Annotated in this window: 12 protein-coding genes; 5 read left to right on the top strand and 7 right to left on the bottom strand. The window is 70.5% G+C overall.

Annotated features, from left to right (window positions below; genetic code table 11):
* The first annotated feature begins 43 nt into the window (after positions 1-43).
* From JN22_RS33780 to JN22_RS33770, 3 genes are read left to right on the top strand one after another with little or no spacing between them, the layout of a single operon-like run.
* Positions 44-1,927, top strand: a complete 1,884-nt coding sequence (locus JN22_RS33780) for a TRAP transporter large permease (RefSeq protein WP_085558261.1) — start codon at positions 44-46, stop codon at positions 1,925-1,927.
* Positions 1,924-2,304: an antibiotic biosynthesis monooxygenase family protein gene (locus tag JN22_RS33775; protein WP_085558260.1), complete on the top strand. Its 381-nt coding sequence runs from the start codon at positions 1,924-1,926 to the stop codon at positions 2,302-2,304. Before JN22_RS33780 ends, JN22_RS33775 begins: the two co-directional genes overlap by 4 nt.
* Positions 2,305-2,354: 50 nt before the next feature.
* Positions 2,355-3,221 (top strand): isocitrate lyase/PEP mutase family protein, encoded by an 867-nt coding sequence (locus JN22_RS33770; RefSeq protein WP_085558259.1) that lies wholly within the window; start codon positions 2,355-2,357, stop codon positions 3,219-3,221.
* 227 nt (positions 3,222-3,448) lie between these two features.
* Here JN22_RS33770 and JN22_RS33765 read toward each other — a convergent pair whose 3' ends face one another.
* The 6 genes from JN22_RS33765 to JN22_RS33740 form a co-directional block, all read right to left on the bottom strand.
* Positions 3,449-4,237, bottom strand: coding sequence for an ATP-binding cassette domain-containing protein (locus tag JN22_RS33765; RefSeq protein WP_085558258.1), 789 nt, complete (start codon positions 4,235-4,237; stop codon positions 3,449-3,451).
* Positions 4,234-5,343, bottom strand: a complete 1,110-nt coding sequence (locus tag JN22_RS33760; RefSeq protein ID WP_085558257.1) for a siderophore-interacting protein — start codon at positions 5,341-5,343, stop codon at positions 4,234-4,236. The genes JN22_RS33765 and JN22_RS33760 overlap by 4 nt, the downstream gene beginning before the upstream one ends.
* Entirely contained in the window at positions 5,343-7,337 is a 1,995-nt protein-coding gene (fhuB, locus tag JN22_RS33755; protein WP_211099748.1) for a Fe(3+)-hydroxamate ABC transporter permease FhuB, read from the bottom strand. Before fhuB ends, JN22_RS33760 begins: the two co-directional genes overlap by 1 nt.
* On the bottom strand, positions 7,330-8,253 hold the full coding sequence (locus JN22_RS33750) for an ABC transporter substrate-binding protein (protein WP_085558255.1): 924 nt from the start codon (positions 8,251-8,253) through the stop codon (positions 7,330-7,332). The genes fhuB and JN22_RS33750 overlap by 8 nt, the downstream gene beginning before the upstream one ends.
* A gap of 19 nt (positions 8,254-8,272) precedes the next feature.
* A complete protein-coding gene (locus JN22_RS33745) occupies positions 8,273-10,438 on the bottom strand; it encodes a TonB-dependent siderophore receptor (RefSeq protein ID WP_223678030.1) in 2,166 nt (721 codons plus the stop codon).
* A gap of 189 nt (positions 10,439-10,627) precedes the next feature.
* Positions 10,628-12,295 carry a cyclic peptide export ABC transporter gene (locus JN22_RS33740; RefSeq protein ID WP_085558253.1) on the bottom strand — a complete coding sequence of 556 codons (1,668 nt, stop codon included), beginning with the start codon at positions 12,293-12,295 and terminating at the stop codon, positions 10,628-10,630.
* 206 nt (positions 12,296-12,501) lie between these two features.
* On the opposite strand from JN22_RS33740, the gene JN22_RS33735 reads away from it, so the two are divergent.
* Positions 12,502-13,497, top strand: coding sequence for a FecR family protein (locus JN22_RS33735; protein WP_085558252.1), 996 nt, complete (start codon positions 12,502-12,504; stop codon positions 13,495-13,497).
* A 51-nt stretch (positions 13,498-13,548) separates the two neighbouring features.
* Here JN22_RS33735 and JN22_RS33730 read toward each other — a convergent pair whose 3' ends face one another.
* Entirely contained in the window at positions 13,549-15,966 is a 2,418-nt protein-coding gene (locus JN22_RS33730) for a TonB-dependent siderophore receptor (protein WP_085558432.1), read from the bottom strand.
* 154 nt (positions 15,967-16,120) lie between these two features.
* On the opposite strand from JN22_RS33730, the gene JN22_RS33725 reads away from it, so the two are divergent.
* Complete coding sequence (locus JN22_RS33725; protein ID WP_085558251.1) at positions 16,121-16,654, top strand: RNA polymerase factor sigma-70; 534 nt, start codon at positions 16,121-16,123, stop codon at positions 16,652-16,654.
* The last annotated feature ends 10 nt before the right edge of the window (positions 16,655-16,664 follow it).

Below are 16,664 nucleotides of genomic sequence, written 5' to 3'. Positions count from 1 at the left end.
CGGTCCCCCGCCCCGCCCCCCTCTCCCAAGCGAGGTGACTGTCATGGACATAGCGTTGCCCCCGCGCCGGGAATACGCCGACACGGCGCTGACCGGGCGCGTGCTCGCCCGTTTCGTCACGGCGATCGAATATCTCGGCGCCGCGATCCTGGCGCTGGACATGGTCATCGTGGCCGCCTCCGTCGTGGCGCGGTACTACTTCCACGCCCCGTTCGACTGGGCGGAGGAGATCGCCAGCGGCCTGATGTCGACGATGATCTTCCTGGGTGCCGCCAGCGGTCTCGGCCGCACCCAGCATGTCGGCATCGACGTCGTCGTGAACCTGCTGCCCCCGCGCTGGCGGCCCTTCGTGGCGTCCGTCGCGGCCTGGGCCACCGCCCTGATGGCAGGCATGCTGCTCTACGCGACCTACGACCTGATGCTCGACACCCACGGGCAGACGACGCCGATCGGCCTGCCGCAATGGTGGTTCCACCTGCCGGTGCTGCTGGGCGTCGCCGCCATGACGGTGTTCGCGGTCAACAATTGTTTCAAGGCGGAGCCGGTGGCGCGCTGGCCGGCGTTGGCCGTCTGCCTGACCGTCGTCGCCGCCATCCTGGGCTGGAACGTCCTGCTGCCGGACAACACGGTGTCGCCGATCCTGCTGCTCTGCGTCACCGCGATCGGCGGGCTGGTGCTCGGCGTGCCGGTGGCCTTCGCGCTCGGGCTCGGGTCGATGTCCTATTTCCTGATGGATCCGTCGCTGTCGATGCTGATCTGGGCGCAGCAGGTGTCCTCGGGCGCCCATCACTTCGTGCTGCTGGCCATCCCCTTCTTCGTGCTCGCCGGCCTCACCATGGAGGTGAACGGCATGTCGTCGCGGCTGATCGAGCTGCTGCTGCGCATGATCGGGCGGTTCCGGGGCGGGCTGAACCTGATCGTCATCTTCGCCACCATGCTGTTCTCCGGCGTGTCGGGGTCGAAGCTGGCCGACATCGCGGCGGTCGGCGGCGTCATCATGCCGGCGATCCGCAAGACCGGGCAGGACGAGAACGAGACCGCCGGGCTGCTCGCCTGCACGGCGGTGATGGCGGAGACGATCCCGCCCTGCGTCAACCTGATCATCTTCGCCTTCGTGTCCAACATCTCGATCGGCGGCCTGTTCATGGCCGGGGTGATCCCGGCCGTCCTGATGGCGCTGTGCCTGGCCGGCGTCGCGATCTACGCCGGCACCCGCGTCGATCTCGACCGCGTCTTCGTCGAGGTTCCGCGCCGTCCGCTGCTGCCGCTGATCGGCGGCGCCGCGGTGACGCTGGCGATGATCCTGATGATCGGCCGGGGAGTCACCACCGGCATCGCCACCTCGACCGAGATCTCGGCCTTCGCCGTGATCTACGCCTTCGTGGTCGGCGGGCTGATGTTCCGCGAGCTGACGCTGAAGATGACGGTGGCCCTGTTCGTGCGGGCCGCCGCGATGACCGGCAGCATCCTGTTCATCGTCGCCGTCGCCTCCAGCCTGTCCTACGCCCTGACGATCGAGCGCATCCCCGACCAGATCTCCACCGCGATGATCGCGCTCGGCCAGCAGTTCGGGCCGCTCAGCTTCGTGCTGGTGTCGATCGTCATCATGTTCGGCTTCGGCATGATCCTGGAGGGCGCGCCCGCGCTGATCCTGTTCGGGCCGCTGCTGACCCCGATCGCCGGCGCGATGGGCATCAACCCGCTGCAATTCGGCGTCATCATGGTGATCGCGATGGGGCTCGGCTTCTTCGCGCCGCCGATCGGGGTCGGGCTGTTCGTCACCAACGCGCTGACCGGGACGCAGATGAAGAACGTCGTCCGGCCGATGATGAAGTATCTGGCGGTGTTGGTGGCGGCCCTGCTGGTCCTGGTCCTGGTGCCCGACGTCTCGCTGTGGCTTCCCCGCCATCTGGGGATGATCCGATGACGGCGCCACCGGAAGACTCCGCCCCGGTCCTGCGCTGCGCCTTCTTCCGGGGCCGGGTGTCGCCGGGTTGCGAGGCCGAGTTCGAGGCTCTGCTGGCCGAGCGGCTGGTGCCGCTGTGGCAACGCTTTCCGGGCGCGCTGGAGGTGCGGCTGCTGCGCCCGCTGGACGCCGACGACCACGCGCCGCCTCTGGCACTCGTGCTGTCCACCCGCTACCCGAGCCTCGCGGCGATGCGGGACGCCCTGGCCTCGGACATCCGCGAACAAACGCGGGAGCCGACGCGCGACCTGCTGGCGATGTTCGAGGGCGAGGTGTTCCACACCACCTTCGCCGTCCAGGATTGCGGCATGACCCCGCTGGGCTTGGCCGCTTCATGAAAACCGGGCCGGCGCCTTCCCGCGCCGGCCGCGCAGAACGGGACGCCGTCATGAATTCCGCGAAGACACTGAAGCAGCTCCTCGACCGGGGCGAGATCGTCATGGCCCCCGGCGCGCAGGACGCCCTGACCGCCCGCCTCGTCCAGGCGGCGGGCTTCCCCGCCCTCTACATGACGGGGTTCGGCGCCACCGCCGTCCGGCTGGGCACGCCGGATCTGGGGCTGATGACCCAGACGGAGATGACGACCCACGCCCGCGACATGGCGCGCGCCGTGACCATCCCGATCATCGCCGACGCCGACACCGGCTATGGCGGCCCTGCCAACATCGAGCGCACGGTCCGGGAATACATCCAGGCCGGGGTGGCCGCCGTCCATTTCGAGGACCAAATGGCCCCGAAACGCTGCGGCCAGTTGGCCGGCGTCAAGCTGATCTCCGCCGAGGAGAATGTGCGGCGCCTGAAATGCGCCCTCGCCGCGCGCGGCACCGACGATCTGCTGGTCATCGGCCGCACCGACGCGGTGGCGGCGGTGGGACCCGACGAGGCGATCCGCCGCGCCAAGCTGTACCAGGACGCCGGGGTCGACCTTGTGTTCGTGGACGGCATCAAGACGATCGCCGAGGTCGAGGCCGTCGCCCGGTCGGTCGAGGGACCGAAGGTCGTCAGCATCGTCGACGGCAACGAAACGACGGCGCTGACGGCCGCCGACCTTCAGGAGATGGGCTTCTCCGTCGTCTTCTACGCGGTGTCGGCCCTGTTCTCGGCCACCCGCGCCATCGCCCAGACGCTGGCGGCGCTGCGCGCCGAAGGGACGCCGAGGTCGCGGGAATCCGCCATGATGACCTATGCCGACTTCAGCGCCCTGGTCGATCTACAGCGTTTCAAGACGCTGGACGATGATTTCGGCTGGTCATGATCCCGCGACCGCCTTCCGACCCGGGATGACGGACCCTCAATAGCCGAAGGCGCGGGGGTATCGTGAACCGCGCCGGGATTGTCGGCGGCCATTGTTGAACCGCGCCGGGAAACCCGGCGCGGTTCACGCTTTCTTGGCGGCGGCCAGCGCCTTCGGCGCGACGGTCTTCACCAGCGGCCGAAGAAGAAGGAGAACCACAGCTCCACCATCAGCAACACCGCCGACGCTCAGCGCACCAGCGCCACCGGCTCCCCATTGTCCGGATGGGGGATCACCGCCATCGGCAGGCCGTAGACGGCGCCCAGCCGGTCGGGCGTCATGATCTCGGCCGGGGTCCCGCGATCGATCAGCCGCCCGCCCCGCAGGGCGACGATGTCGTCGCAGAAGCGCGCCGCCATGTTCACGTCGTGGAGCACCGCGACCACCCCGATGCCACGCTCGCACGACAGGCGGCGGACCAGGGCCAGCACCTCCACCTGGTGGGCGACGTCGAGCGCCGAGATCGGCTCGTCGAGCAGCAGGCAGCCGGCGTCCTGCGCGATCAGCATGGCCAGCCACACCCGCTGCCGCTCGCCGCCCGACAGGCTGTCGACCAGCCGGTCGGCGAAGGGCACGGTATCGGTCAGCGCCAGCGCCTCCTCCACCTTGCGGGCGTCCTCCGCCCGGAAGGCGCCGAGCGCGCCGTGCCAGGGATAGCGGCCGAGCGCGACCAGTTCGCGCACCAGCAGACCGGAGGCCGCGGGCATGTGCTGCGGCAGGTAGCCGATGCGGCGGGCAAGCGCCCGCTGCCGCCAGCGGTCCAGCGGCTGGCCGTCGAACAGCACCCGCCCGCCGCTGGGTTTCTGCTGGCGGGCGAGGATTTTCAACAGGGTCGATTTGCCGGAGCCGTTGTGGCCGATCAGCGCGGTCACCCGGCGCGCATAGAGGTCGCAGGACGGCAGGTCGAGCAGGAGGCGCCCCGGCAGGGCGAAGCGCACCCCGTCGAGGTGGAACATCGGCTTGATCGCTGACGTCATCCGGGGGTCCCGCGGTCTGGAGAGGCTGTCGGCGGGGTGCGCCGCCAGTAGGCGACGGCGAGCATGCGGTCGCGGTCGACACCGCGCCCGCGCAGACACGCGCGCAGCCGGGCGAGCTCGTCGAATTCGCAGGCGACCCACGCGAACAGGGTGGCGCTGTCCGCCGGGAGGGTCAGGGCGCGCACCGCCTCGACCAGCGGACTGGCCGCCGCGGCGCTCCGGCGATGCAGCCAGCGGATGGCGACCCCCGCGGGGGCCTGGAGCGGCAGCTCGTCCGTCGCATCCTCCACCTCGATCAGGGCGGTGCCGCAGGCGTCGTCGGGCAGTTCCTCCAGGATGCGGGCGATGGCGGGAAGCGCCGTCTCGTCGCCGGCCAGCAGGTACCAGGAGGCCGGAGAAACGCCGAGCCCGTAGGGACCGGACATGCCGCAGAGGTCGCCGGGCCGCGCCCGCCGGGCGAAGCCGGCGCCGGGAGCCTCCCCGGAATGGCCGTCATCCCCGTGAAGGACGACGTCGATGTCCAGCTCGCCGGCATCGGCATCGACGCGCCGCAGGGTGTAGTAGCGGACCGCCGGCCGCCGCTCGGGTTCGGGCAGGACCGGCCGTCCGTCGGGGGCGGGGCGCGGCCAGGACGGCACCTCCAGCCCCGGCGGCGGCAGATAGAGGCGGACATGCAGGTTGTCCGAGCCGGCGAAACGGCCGAGATCGAGGCCCCGGAAAGTGATGCGGCGCAGGCGGGGGGTCAGGTCGCGGACGGCGGTGACGCGGATTTCGCGGAAATCGGCGAACAAGGCCCCGGTCTCGACGTCGCCGGTCCAGACGATCGCCGCGCCCTCCCCGAGCAGGCCGAGCAGATGCTCGGTGACGGAGCCGCGGAACCGCTCCAGGAGGCCACGGTCGCCCGATTCCACCCGCAGGCACAGGGCATCCGTGCCCACGGTCAGCGTCAGGCGGCCGAACGGCCCGTCCGCCGTCCGGCGGTCGCCCTCGCGGGTGAAAGTCAGCCCATAGGGCTCGGAGGCGACGACCAGCCAGTCCGCGGCGGCGGCGGGGGTGCCGGGAAGGATGTCTTGGGAAATCACGGTGTCGCAGAAGACGCGGGGCATCAGCGCCGTCCCAGAAGCCAGAGGAGGAAGGGGCCGCCGATCACGGACGCGAGCAGCCCGGCCGGCACCTGATAGGGGAAGATCACGCCGCGTCCGAGCCAGTCGGCGGCCAGCATGACCAGTCCGCCGAGCATGGCGGAGCCGGCGAGATGGGCCGCCGCCCGCTGCAGGCCGAGCATGCGGGCGAGGTGCGGCCCCATCAGTCCGACGAAGCTCAGCGGCCCGACGATCAGCGTCGCCGCCGCGGTCAGCAGCGCCGACAGGCTGAACAGGAGGACGCGGCTGAGCGGCGGGCTGACCCCCAGCGCCGCCGCCACCCCACCGCCGAGCGGCAGCAGGTCCAGCCAGCGGGCGACGAAGGGGATGACGGCGACGGCGGTCAGGGCCAGCAGCGTTGCCGCCAGCGCGTCGGTCCGGCCGGCCATGTAGGTCGAACCGGACAGCCAGGTGACGAGCGTCTGCAGGCGTGGATCGTGCCCGGCCATCAGGACGGCGACGACGACGCCGGAGATGGAGCTGGTGGCGATCCCGGCCAGCAGCAGCCGGTCGGGCGAAAAGCCGTCCCTGCGGCCAAGCGCCAGCATCGCCGCCAGCACCGCCGCCGCCCCTGCCCCGCCGGCCAGGATCTGGGCGCCGCGGCCGGGGGCGTCGGCAGAGAACATCAGAACGATCACGCCGAGGATGGCGCCGGAGGACACGCCGAGGATTTCCGGCGCCGCCAACGGGTTGCCGGTCATCCGCTGCAGCGTGGCGCCGGCCACCGCCAGCATCGCCCCGCCGGCCAGCGCGGCCAGCGCCCGTGGCAGGCGCCAGGGCTCCAGCACGGCAAGGTCGTTGCCGACGCTCCACTCCCAGCCGTCCGGACCGCGGCCGGCGGCGACCGCCACCCACAGGGCCAGCGGCAGCAGCAGGGCGCCGACGACGAGCGGCACGGCTGGCCGGGACGCCCGCGGCGGCGGCGCGGCGGCGGCCGTGACCGGCGGTGCCGCCCTGCGCAGGCGGGGCAGCAGCCAGAGCAGCATCGGCACGCCCAGCACCGCGGTGACGGCGCCGGTCGGCAGTTCGCGGTAGGTGACCGGGGCCAGCAGCACCAGGGCGTCGGTCGCCCACAGCAGGGCGGCGCCGCACAGCGTCGCCCAGAGCAGGCGCGGACCCAGCCGGCGGGCGCCGGCCATGCCGGCGATGGTCGGGGCGGCCAGCCCGACGAAGCTGACCACGCCGACGGCGGCGACGCTCAGCGCGGCCAGCGTCACCGCGATCGCCAGACCGGCCAGCCGGGCGCCCGCCACCGACAGGCCCAGGCTGCGCGCCCCGCCCTCGCCGAGGCCGAGCAGGATCAACGGGCGCAGCACCAGCGTGGCGGCGAGCGCCAGCACCGCCAGCCGCGGCGCCAGGAAAGCGGCCATGCCCCAATCCTGCTGGTCGAGGAAGCCGGCGCCCCACAGGAACAGGCCGATCAGCAGGTCGTGGTTGAACAGCACCATCACGCCGCTGACCGACCCGGCGTAGAGGCTGAGGACGAGCCCGGCCAGAACGACGGTGACCGGCGACAGCCCCTTGCGCCAGGACAGCGCCAGCAGCGCCCCCGCCGACAGCCCGGCGCCGGCCAGCGCCACCCATTCCCGCCCCAGCGCCAGCACGTCGGGCAGCCACAGCGTGGCGACGGCGAGCGACAGGTGGGCGCCGGCGGAGATGCCGAGGGTGGCGGGCTCGGCCAGCGGGTTGCGCAGGACCTGCTGCAGGATGGCCCCGGCGAGCCCCAGCGCCGCCCCGATCAACAGGGCGACCGCGAAGCGCGGGAACAGGACGTAATGTACGGTGAGCTGGTCGAGCCGCGCCGGGTCGGGAGCGACGAGCGCCCGCCACCACAGCTCCGGCGGCAATTGCCGGCCGAGGGCGGTGACGGACGCCAGCCCGGCCAGCAGGAACAGGCCTGCGACCGGTCCGGCAGGGCCGAGGCGGCGGGACGGGGATGCCATCGCGGTGTCAGTCATGATGCGGCGCCAGCCTCTCGCCGAGCAGGCGGGCGAAACGCTCCGCCGTCGGCACGCCGCCGTAGAACAGGATGGGCGGCAGGATGGTGACCCGGCCTTCGCGCAGGAAGGGCAGCCCGGCGAACAGCGGCAGGGCGGCCAGCGCTTCCAGCGCCCGCCAGCCCTCGCTGCCGATGTTGACCAGCCCGGCGTCGGGGCGCCCGGCCAGCCGGTCCATGGTCACCGTGGCGTGGCCGTAGGGGCCGCTGGGGCCGGTCCAGGCGTTCGCGATCCCCAGCCGGTCGAGGACGTCCTGATAAAGGCTGTTGCGCCCGTGGATGAGGACGCGCCGCCCGTCGAGGACGCTGAGGACGTAGAGCGGGCGCGGCTCCCATCCCGACAGCCGGTCGCGCGCCGCCGCCAGCGCGCGGTCGAGCCGGGCGACCGGCTGTTCCGCCGCCTCCGGCACGCCGAGGCCGGCCGCCAGCCCGCGCAGCGAGGCGATGGCAAAGGCGAGTTGTCCACCAGGCTGCCTGTCCTCGTCGGACCGGGTGTCGAAGGACGGGTAGAGGGTGACAGGGGCGATCCGTTCCAGCCGGCCCTGCACCGCCGACAGCATGCCGTCGCTGACGAACCGCGCCGGCGCCAGCCGATCGAGCAGCTCCAGGTTCGGTTCCGCCCGCGCGCCGATGTCCGGAACGCCGTCCGGCACCGCCGGTTCGACCACCGCCCGGCGGTAGCGGTCACGCTCGGGAATGCCGCGGGGCACGATGCCCAGCGACAGCAGGGCCTGCGCGCTCGTCCAGTCGAGCGCGCAGACTCCGCCGATCGTCTTTCGCTCCGCCGAGCGTGCGCGGCCGGCCATCAGGCCGATCGGCAGCAGAGCGGCGGTGCGGAGGAGCTGGCGCCGGACGAGGGCATGGTCGATGCCTGGCATCGGTGGCAAGGGCCCGGCCTTACCAGCTGTATTTCAGCGTCGCCAGGATCTGGCGGCGGTTGCCGTACAGCACGGTGTTGTCGTAGAAGCCCGCCGAATAGTATTTCTTGTCGGTCAGGTTGCTGACGTTGAGCGCGGCGCTGGCGCCCGCCAGTTCCGGACGCAGGACGCCCAGGTCGTAGCGGATGGCGGCGTCGAACAGCGTGTGTTCGGGGATCGTCGCGGTGTTGGCGATGTTCTTGGACGAGCCGATATAGCGCACTCCCGCCCCGAGGCCAAGCCCGTCGAGCGGACCGGACTGGAAGGTGTAGTCGCCCCAGGCCGAGGCCATGTGGCGCGGAATCCCCTTGGGCCGCAGCCCGACCGAGCTGGTGGAGGAACCGACGGCGGGGTTGTCCTTGGTGATCTCGGCGTCGATGAAGGCGTAGGAGGCGATCAGGCTGAACGCCTCCGTCAGCGCCATCTTACCCTCCAGCTCGACGCCGCGGCTGCGGATCTCGCCTTCCTGTACGGCGTAGCCGCTGTAGAGCGGGTCGTTGGTCACGACGTTCTGCTGGGTGATGTGGTAGAGCGAGGCGGAGATGAAGCTGTTCCAGCCCGTCGGCTGGTACTTCACGCCCACCTCGTACTGCGTGCCGGTGGTCGGCTGGAAGGTGCCGCCGCCGCGTTCCGGCGCCAGGGTGCCGGTGGTCGGCTGGAACGAGGTCGCGTAGCTGACGTAGGGCGCGATGCCGTTGTCGAAGACGTAGCCGAGGCCGGCGCGCCCGGTGAAGTCGTGGTCGCGCGTGGTCTGGAAGCCGTTGGAGAGATAGTCGACCTCCTTGCCGACCACCCAGTCCTGACGGCCGCTGAGCGTCAGGATCCAATTGTCGTAGCGCAGCTGATCCTGGAGATAGGCGCCGATCTGGGACAGCTTGCTCTTCCCGTTCACCCAGGGGTCGGCGTAGATGAACTCCGTCCCCGGATAGGTCGGGTTGAAGACGTCGACGATCAATGAATTCAATGAGTTTCGTCGCGTCTCCTTGCCGGAGTAGTAGCCGTAGTCGACACCGGCCAGGATGGTGTGCGAGACGGGGCCGGTGGTCAGTCTGCCTTGGACGTTGCTGTCGACCAGGTAGGTGTCAGTGCTCTTCGGACGATCCTGCAGCCCAACCGGGTAATAGCGGCCGTTCACCAGCTCGACCGGCCATTCGGTGCTGAAGGCGGACTGGAAGCTCACCCGCGAATGCATGTAGCGGGCGTTCTGGTGGATCGTCCAGCTCGGGCTCAGCTCATGCTCGATCTCGTAGCCGATCGACGTGTTCTTCACCCGCCAGTCGGACACGCCCGGGACGCCGAAATAGAGATCGGTGCCGATCAGGTCGAGCGCGGCGCGCGGGATGCTCTGCTCCGTCCCGCTCATCTTCAGCGTCTGGTAGCTGGCGAGCAGGGTCATCCTGGTCTTGTCGGTCGGCTTGAAGGTGACGGCCGGCGCGATGTAGAAGCGGTCGTCCGGCGCGTGGTCGATCTGGGTGTCGGACAGGCGGCCGAGCCCGGTCAGGCGGTACAGCACCTTGCCCTCGCCGTCGACCGGCCCGCCGAGATCGAAGGCGGCCTGACGGCGCTTGTAGCTGCCCGTCTGCAACTGGATTTCGTGCAGCGGCGTCGCGGTCGGCCGCTTGGTGGTCAGGTTCACCACGCCGCCGGGCGAGGTCTGGCCGAACAGGACCGACGAGGGTCCCTTCACGACGTCGACGCGCTCCAGCCCGTAGGGCTCGAAATTGGTGTCGTAATTGTTGAAGCCGGTCCGCAGGCCGTCGCGGTAGATGCCGAACAGGTTGAAGTCGCGAAATCCGCGCATCGAGAAGTCCGGGGCGCCGGGGCCGCCCGGATAATCGACCACGACGATGCCGGGCGAGTAGGCGACCGTGCCGCCGAAATCCTGCACGGCGCGCTGGTCCAGCTCCTCGCGGGTGACGACGGAGATCGTCTGCGGAATCTCGACGAGCGGCGTTTCCACCTTCGTGCCGACGGCGCTGCGCGTCGCGACATAGCCTTCGGTGCCGCCGACGACACCCTGGACGGTGATCGGGGCGAGAACCGTGGTGTTGCTGGCCAATCCGCTGTTGGCCGATCCGCTGTTGATCGATCCACCGGCCGGCTGCTGCGCCAGGGCGGCGGTCGGCTGCTGTGCCAAAGCCGCCATCCCGACCATCGTCGTCGCCAGCAGGAAAGCCTTCGGACGCCCGCGCTTGCCCGTTGCCGGACGACCGGCCGGTGCGGCCGGCCCAACCCCAATCCCCATCTCCAAACCCCCGAATGACGCTCGATCCGGCGGGTTCCGCGTCCTGCGAAACCCGTCTTCTGGCTCTAAGACGAAGGGGGTGGGCGGAACTTAAGGGGATTTTTCCGCCGACGTGAATTTTTCCTGCACGACCATCCCCGCAGTCAGCCGGAGCAGATGGTCGGCCGCGTCGAAATAGCGGTCGTCGTGCGAGATGACGATGATCGTCTTGCCCATCGCCTTCAGGCTCGGCAGCAGCTCGGTGTAGAAGATCCGGCGGAAGGCCGGGTCCTGGTCGGCGGCCCATTCGTCGAACACCAGCACCGGCCGTCCCTCCGTCCAGGCCTGGAGCAGGGCCAGCCGCTTGCGCTGTCCGGTGGACAGGTCGGTGGTGCTGAACACCCCGTCGACCAGGGTCACCTTGTGGGCGATCTCCAGCCGTTCCAGATAGGCACGTGCCTCCTCCGGCACGTTTCCGCCCGCCTGGATCAGGTCGTCGAACAGGAAGTAGTCGGCGAAGACGGTGGTGAAGAGCTGGCGGTAGTCGTCGCGCGTCTCCGGCGTCACCGGGCGGCCGTTCAACAGGATCTCCCCGTCCTGCGGGGCGTAGAGGCCGAGCAGCATCTTGATCAGCGTGGTCTTGCCGCAGCCGTTCTCGCCGACGATGAACAGGATCTCGCCGCGCCCGACGCGCAGCGACACGGGACCGAGCACGAAGGGTTCCACGCCCGGTCCGGCCGGCGGGTAGGCGTAGCGGGCGTCGCGCAGCTCCAGCGAGTCGATGGTTTCGGGCGGCCGCCCGTCGTCCTTCATCAGCAGATGCGGTTCGGGCGAGGCGAAGGCCGCCGACAGCTCGGCGATGCGGCGGAAGGCGACCTGGGCGCGGCTGACGATGGGCAGGGTGCCGATCAGATGCTCCAGCGGCCCCTTCATGCAGAGCAGGACCAGGATGAAGCCGCTCAGCGTGCCGCGGTCGGTGCTCGGCCACAGCGCCTCGACGCCGAGTGCCACCCCGATGACGATGAAGAACAGGGTGGAGCCGAACCCCTTGGCGACGACGAAGAGGGTGATCGAGCGGATTTGAACCTCGCAGATGCGGTCGATGGTTCCGCGCAGCGCCTCGCTCTGCAGGCGCAGTCGGCGCGGCCGGTTGATGCGCAGCTCCTTCGCCCCCTCCGCCAGCGAGCGGTAGTGCTTCTGCAACGCGTCCTCGTGGGCGCGCGCCTCCTGGAAGCCCGCGATGCCACGGGCGCGCGCGGCATACTGCACGGCACTGCCGATCAGGATGGCCGCCGCCGTCGCCAGGAACATCGGCCAGGACAGCAGCGCCAGATAGACGAGGCTGCCCAGCGTGACGCTGAGCGACACCGCCAGCGGCGCGAAGACGAAGGCGAAGTCGCTGATGGTGTCCACGTCGTGGGTCAGCACCGGGATCAGGCGGTGGCTGCGGTGGTGCTCCAGCCGGTCGATCGGCGCGGTCAGGATGCGGTCGCCCAAATCCTTGCGCAGCCGCGCGATGACCTGCTGCCCGATCCGGTTGGTGCCGATGTCGGACAGGACCGAGCCGGCCAGCGCCAAGGCGCACAGCCCGGCGAAGGCGAGCAGGAGCCCGGCGCCCGGGCTGTCCCCGGCGTGCAGGATCCGGTTGATGGCGGCCAGCAGCCCGGTCACGCTGAGCCCGCCGAGCACACCCAGCAGGGTGGCGGCGGTCAGCAACGGCCAGAAGGGGCGCAGGAGGTGGAGCAGCGCGGAAAAGCTGGAACGGGGAGACGTCGGCATCGGGGTTCCTGAGGGACGGGGACGACCGGCCACGCGACGCCCCCGCCGGGAAGGCGGACGCGCACGGCCCTGACGACTAGGACGAACGAGCGGCACAAAACTGAAGCGGCACCTCCGGAGCGGTCGCGGAGACCCCGCCCGCCTTGCAGTGTGATCCCGGTCTGCCCTATAGCTGGCACACGATTTCCGGAGCCGAGCGCGCCCGTATGCCTCCGTCCCATCCTTCCGACGACGACCGCGTGACCGAAGAGGCGGCGGATTGGTGCCTGCGCCTGCAAGCGGAGGAGATGAGCGACGCCGACCGGGCCGCCTTCGAGCGCTGGTGCCGGGAGGACCCGCGCCACGTGGCGGAATTCGACGCGATGCGGGAACTCTGGAGCCTGTCCGCCGGGCTGCGGCCACAGGCGACCGCAAGCCCCGCTCCGGCACGTCCTGCCGAGACGGTGCGGTCTCCCGTTGTTCGGGCGCCAGGACAGCGGCGCTGGGCTTTGGCGGCCTGTGTCGCGGCGGCCCTGGCCGTCGGTTGGCCGGTGGGCTGGTCGTTCGGTGTGCTGCCCGGCACGGTGGACGTCTTCCTTGGCGGCGACCGGCACCGCGTGGTCGATCTGCCGGACGGCTCGACGGTGGACCTGAACGTCCGCACCACCCTGTTCTACGCCCAGTTCCGCGACCGCCGCAGCGTGCTGATGGACCATGGCGAGGCCTATTTCGCGGTGGCGGGCGACGCCGCGCGGCCCTTCACCGTCTTCACCGCCGCCCATTGGGTCCGGGTGACCGGGACGAGGTTCAACGTCTGGGCCAACGACGGCGAGCTGGCCGTGACGCTGGCCGAAGGGGCGGTGACCGTGAGCGCCTCCGCCGCGGTGGGGGAGGAACCCCTGCGGTTGACGCCGGGCCAGCAGGGCCGCTTCGCCCGCGACAGCCGGTTCGGCAGCGTCGCGCGTGTCGATCCCAGGCGGGTCCTGTCCTGGCGCGAAGGAAAGCTGGTGTTCGACGACATCACCCTGGCCGAGGCGGTCCCGCTGTTGAACCCCTACCTGTCGCAGCCGCTGCGGCTGGCCGACCGCCGGGTCGGGGCGATGCGCATCGGCGGCGTGTACGACGTCGCCGACCTCGACCGCGTGGTGGCCTCGCTGCCGCGGGTGCTGCCGGTGACGATCGCCGCGAAGGACGGCGCGCTCCTCCTTTCCTCCGCCCGCTGAGGCCGCCGGGCGCCTTGCGGGTCGCCGGCGGGCCGGTCACCAGCGGGCCATTCACCAGCGGTAGGACAGGGTCGCCAGCACCGCCCGCCGGTTGCCGACGAAGACCGAATCCTCATAGAAGCCCGGCGAGAAATAGCGGCGGTCGAACAGGTTGGTCGCGGTCAGCGTCAGCCCGACCCCGTCGAGCGCCGGACCGAGCCGGTCCAACTCGTAGCCCAGGCTGACGTCGACCAGCGTGTAGGCGGGAATGCGCACGCTGTTCGCGGCGTTGTATGTCACGCCGACGTACCGCATCCCGATGCCGGTGGTCAGGCCATCGGCCGGCCCGTCCTCGAAACGCTGGCGCAGCCAGAGCGATGCGGCGTGGCGGGGGACCGAGGCCACCCGATGTCCGGTCTTGTCGGTGCCGCCGGGGGCGGCGGTGTCGCGGGTGACCCGCGCGTCGGTGTGGGCGTAGGCCGCCATCAAATCGGTCGTTTCGCCGATCGCCGTCCGCGCCTCCAGCTCGACGCCGCGTGATCGCGTTTCCCCGGTCTGGGCCAAGTAACCGGGATGGTCCGGATCGGCGGTGGTGAGGTTGCGCTGCACCGCGCGGAACAGCGACGCGGTGAACAGCGCGTCGAAGCCTTCGGGCCGGTAGCGCAGCCCGGTTTCGATTTGCGTGCCGCGGCTTGACGAGAAGGAGCGGCCTTGCGCGTCGCTGCCGCTGGTCGGCTGGAAGGAGGTCGAATAGCCGGCGTAGGGCGTCAGGCCGTTTTCGAAGCGGTGGGCGAGTCCGACGCGCTTGGTGGCAGCGCGGTCGAACTGCATCGTCTCCACCGGCACGTTGCCGGACAGGCGGCCGCCGGTGCCGGTTGTGCTCCAGTCCAGCCGCCCGCCGAGCGTCACGCGCCAGCCGCCGACGGCGATCTCGTCCTGGAGATAGAGACCGGTCTGGCGGACGCGGTCGGTCAGGTCGTTGAGCAGTGCCGCGTCCCAGGCGTAGGGGCCGCCATAGACCGGGGCGAAGACGTCGATCGGGTCGGCCACCGTGCCGTTCCGCCGCGTTTCATGCACCCGGTAGCGGGCGTGATCGACGCCGGCCAGCAGGCTGTGGCGCAACGGCCCAGTGGTGACGCCGCCTTGCAGGTTGGCGTCGGCCAGCAGGGTGGAGCTGGTCTTGGGCCGGTCCTGCAGCCCGAACCGGTAATAGCGGTCCGCCTCCAGCGCGCCGGAGTCCGCCCAACTCCACCGGTAGCCGACGCGGCTGCGGCTGTAGCGCAGGCTGTGGTGCAGCGTCCAGTCCCCGGACAGGGTGTGGCGGACCCCGTAACCGGCCGAGAGGGTGCGCGAGCGGTAGGAACTCACCCCCGGATAGCCCAGGAACAGGCTGGAATCGAGGCGGCCGTAGGGGTTGTCCAGCACCGTGCCCGACACCGGGAAGCTCTGCTCCGCCCCCATCTTGCGGAAGTCGAGGAGACTGGCGAGCAGGGTGATCTCGGTGCCCTCGCCGGCTGACCAGGACAGCGCAGGGGCGACATAGAGGCGGTCGTCCGGCGTGTGGTCGATCTGCGTGCCGCTGCGCCGTGTCAGCGCGGTCAGGCGGTAGCGCAGCGATCCCCCGGCGTCGATGCGGTCGCTGAAGTCGGCGGAGACCTGCCGCCGGTCATGACGTCCGACCTGGAACTGGAGCCGGTGGAGCGGGTCGTCGGTCGGACGTTTGCTGGTCAGCGCGATGGCGCCGCCGGGCGGCATCGCGCCATAGATGGCGGAAGCCGGTCCCTTCAGCACCTCCACCCGCTCCACGCCGAAGGGCTCGTACTCCAGCCCATAGGGGTTGTAGCCGCTGCGCAGCCCGTCGATCAGGACGGCTTCGGAACTTTGGCGAAAACCGCGGACGTAAACGTCGATGGCGCCCTGGCCGCCGGGATAGTCGATGGGGCGCACGCCGGCGCTGTATGCCAGCGCGCCGTTGATGTCCTGGACGTCCCGCTGGTCGAGATCGGCGCGCGTGACGACCGAGAGCCCCTGCGGCAGATCCTCGACCGGGGTTTCGGTGCGGCCGACGCTGCGGTCGGAACTGGCGAGGCTCGCCGCCCGGCCGGACGACGGCGACCGGCCCTCCACCGTCAAGGCGGGCAGGACGTCGGCGGTCTCCGGCGGCCGACCGATCGTCACCATCCGGTCCCGCAGGTCGAAGGACAGGCCGGTTCCGTTCAGCAGTTCGGCAAGGGCCGCCGCCGGAGCCATCCGTCCCGACAGGGCGCGCGACCGGCGGTCCGACACGAGGTCCGGGCTGTAGAGGATTTGCAAGCCGGTCTGCTGGCCGAAGCGGGTCAGCGCCTCGCCGAGGGGAAGGGCCGGAATCGCCAGCGGCCTGTCCTGGACCGTGGGCTCCAGGGAATCGCCCAGGGCGGCGGGCGGCGCGGCGAACATTGACCAGCCGAGCGCCAGCCCGCCGAGCAGAAAGCCTGGGAGGCGCGGGGTCATCCAGAACGCGCGCAACAAATACGGGAAATCACCGCAGGAAATTCTTCCTTTTCCTCGTTTGCAAATGACTGTCAGTTGCATTAATTTGCGACGGCTTGTCAAGCCTTGGGGGTTGCTGCCCCGCCGTGGCGTCGCTTTGCACAAGGATCGTCCCATGCGACCGGTAGGAACCGCCGAGAATCAGACCCTGACCGACGTCTTCACGACGCATCGGCGGTCGCTGATCGGGGTGGCGGAGCGGATCACCGGATGCCGCCACCACGCCGAGGATGTGGTTCAGGACGCCTTCCTGAAGCTGCTGGGAACGGAATCGACCAGTTCCATCCGGGCCAAGGCGGGCTACCTGATGATGGTCGTCCGCAATCTGGCGATCGATCACTACCGCCGGAAAGGCCTGGAATCGCGTCTGATGGCGGCGGAGGAGGAAGGGCAGGCGGTGAGCACGCCGGAAGCGGCCTCGCCGGAAAGCGTGAATGTGAACCGCCAACTTTTGCTGACACTCGAATCCGCCTTGGCCGACCTGCCGGAACGGACCCGCTACGCCTTCGAAATGCACCGCATCCATGGCCACAGCCAGAAGGACATCGCGGAGACCCTCGGCGTGTCGCCGACGTTGGTCAACGTCATGATCCGCGACGCGCTGGTTCACTGTCGCAAGGCGATGAAGCGGGTCGACCCGCCGTCCTGAGGGTGATCTT

This window comes from Azospirillum agricola, from assembly GCF_020005195.1.
Classification (GTDB): Bacteria; Pseudomonadota; Alphaproteobacteria; order Azospirillales; family Azospirillaceae; genus Azospirillum; species Azospirillum agricola.
The sequence above is the reverse complement of the archived record's forward strand: the minus strand, read 5'-3'. Positions and strand labels throughout refer to the sequence as shown.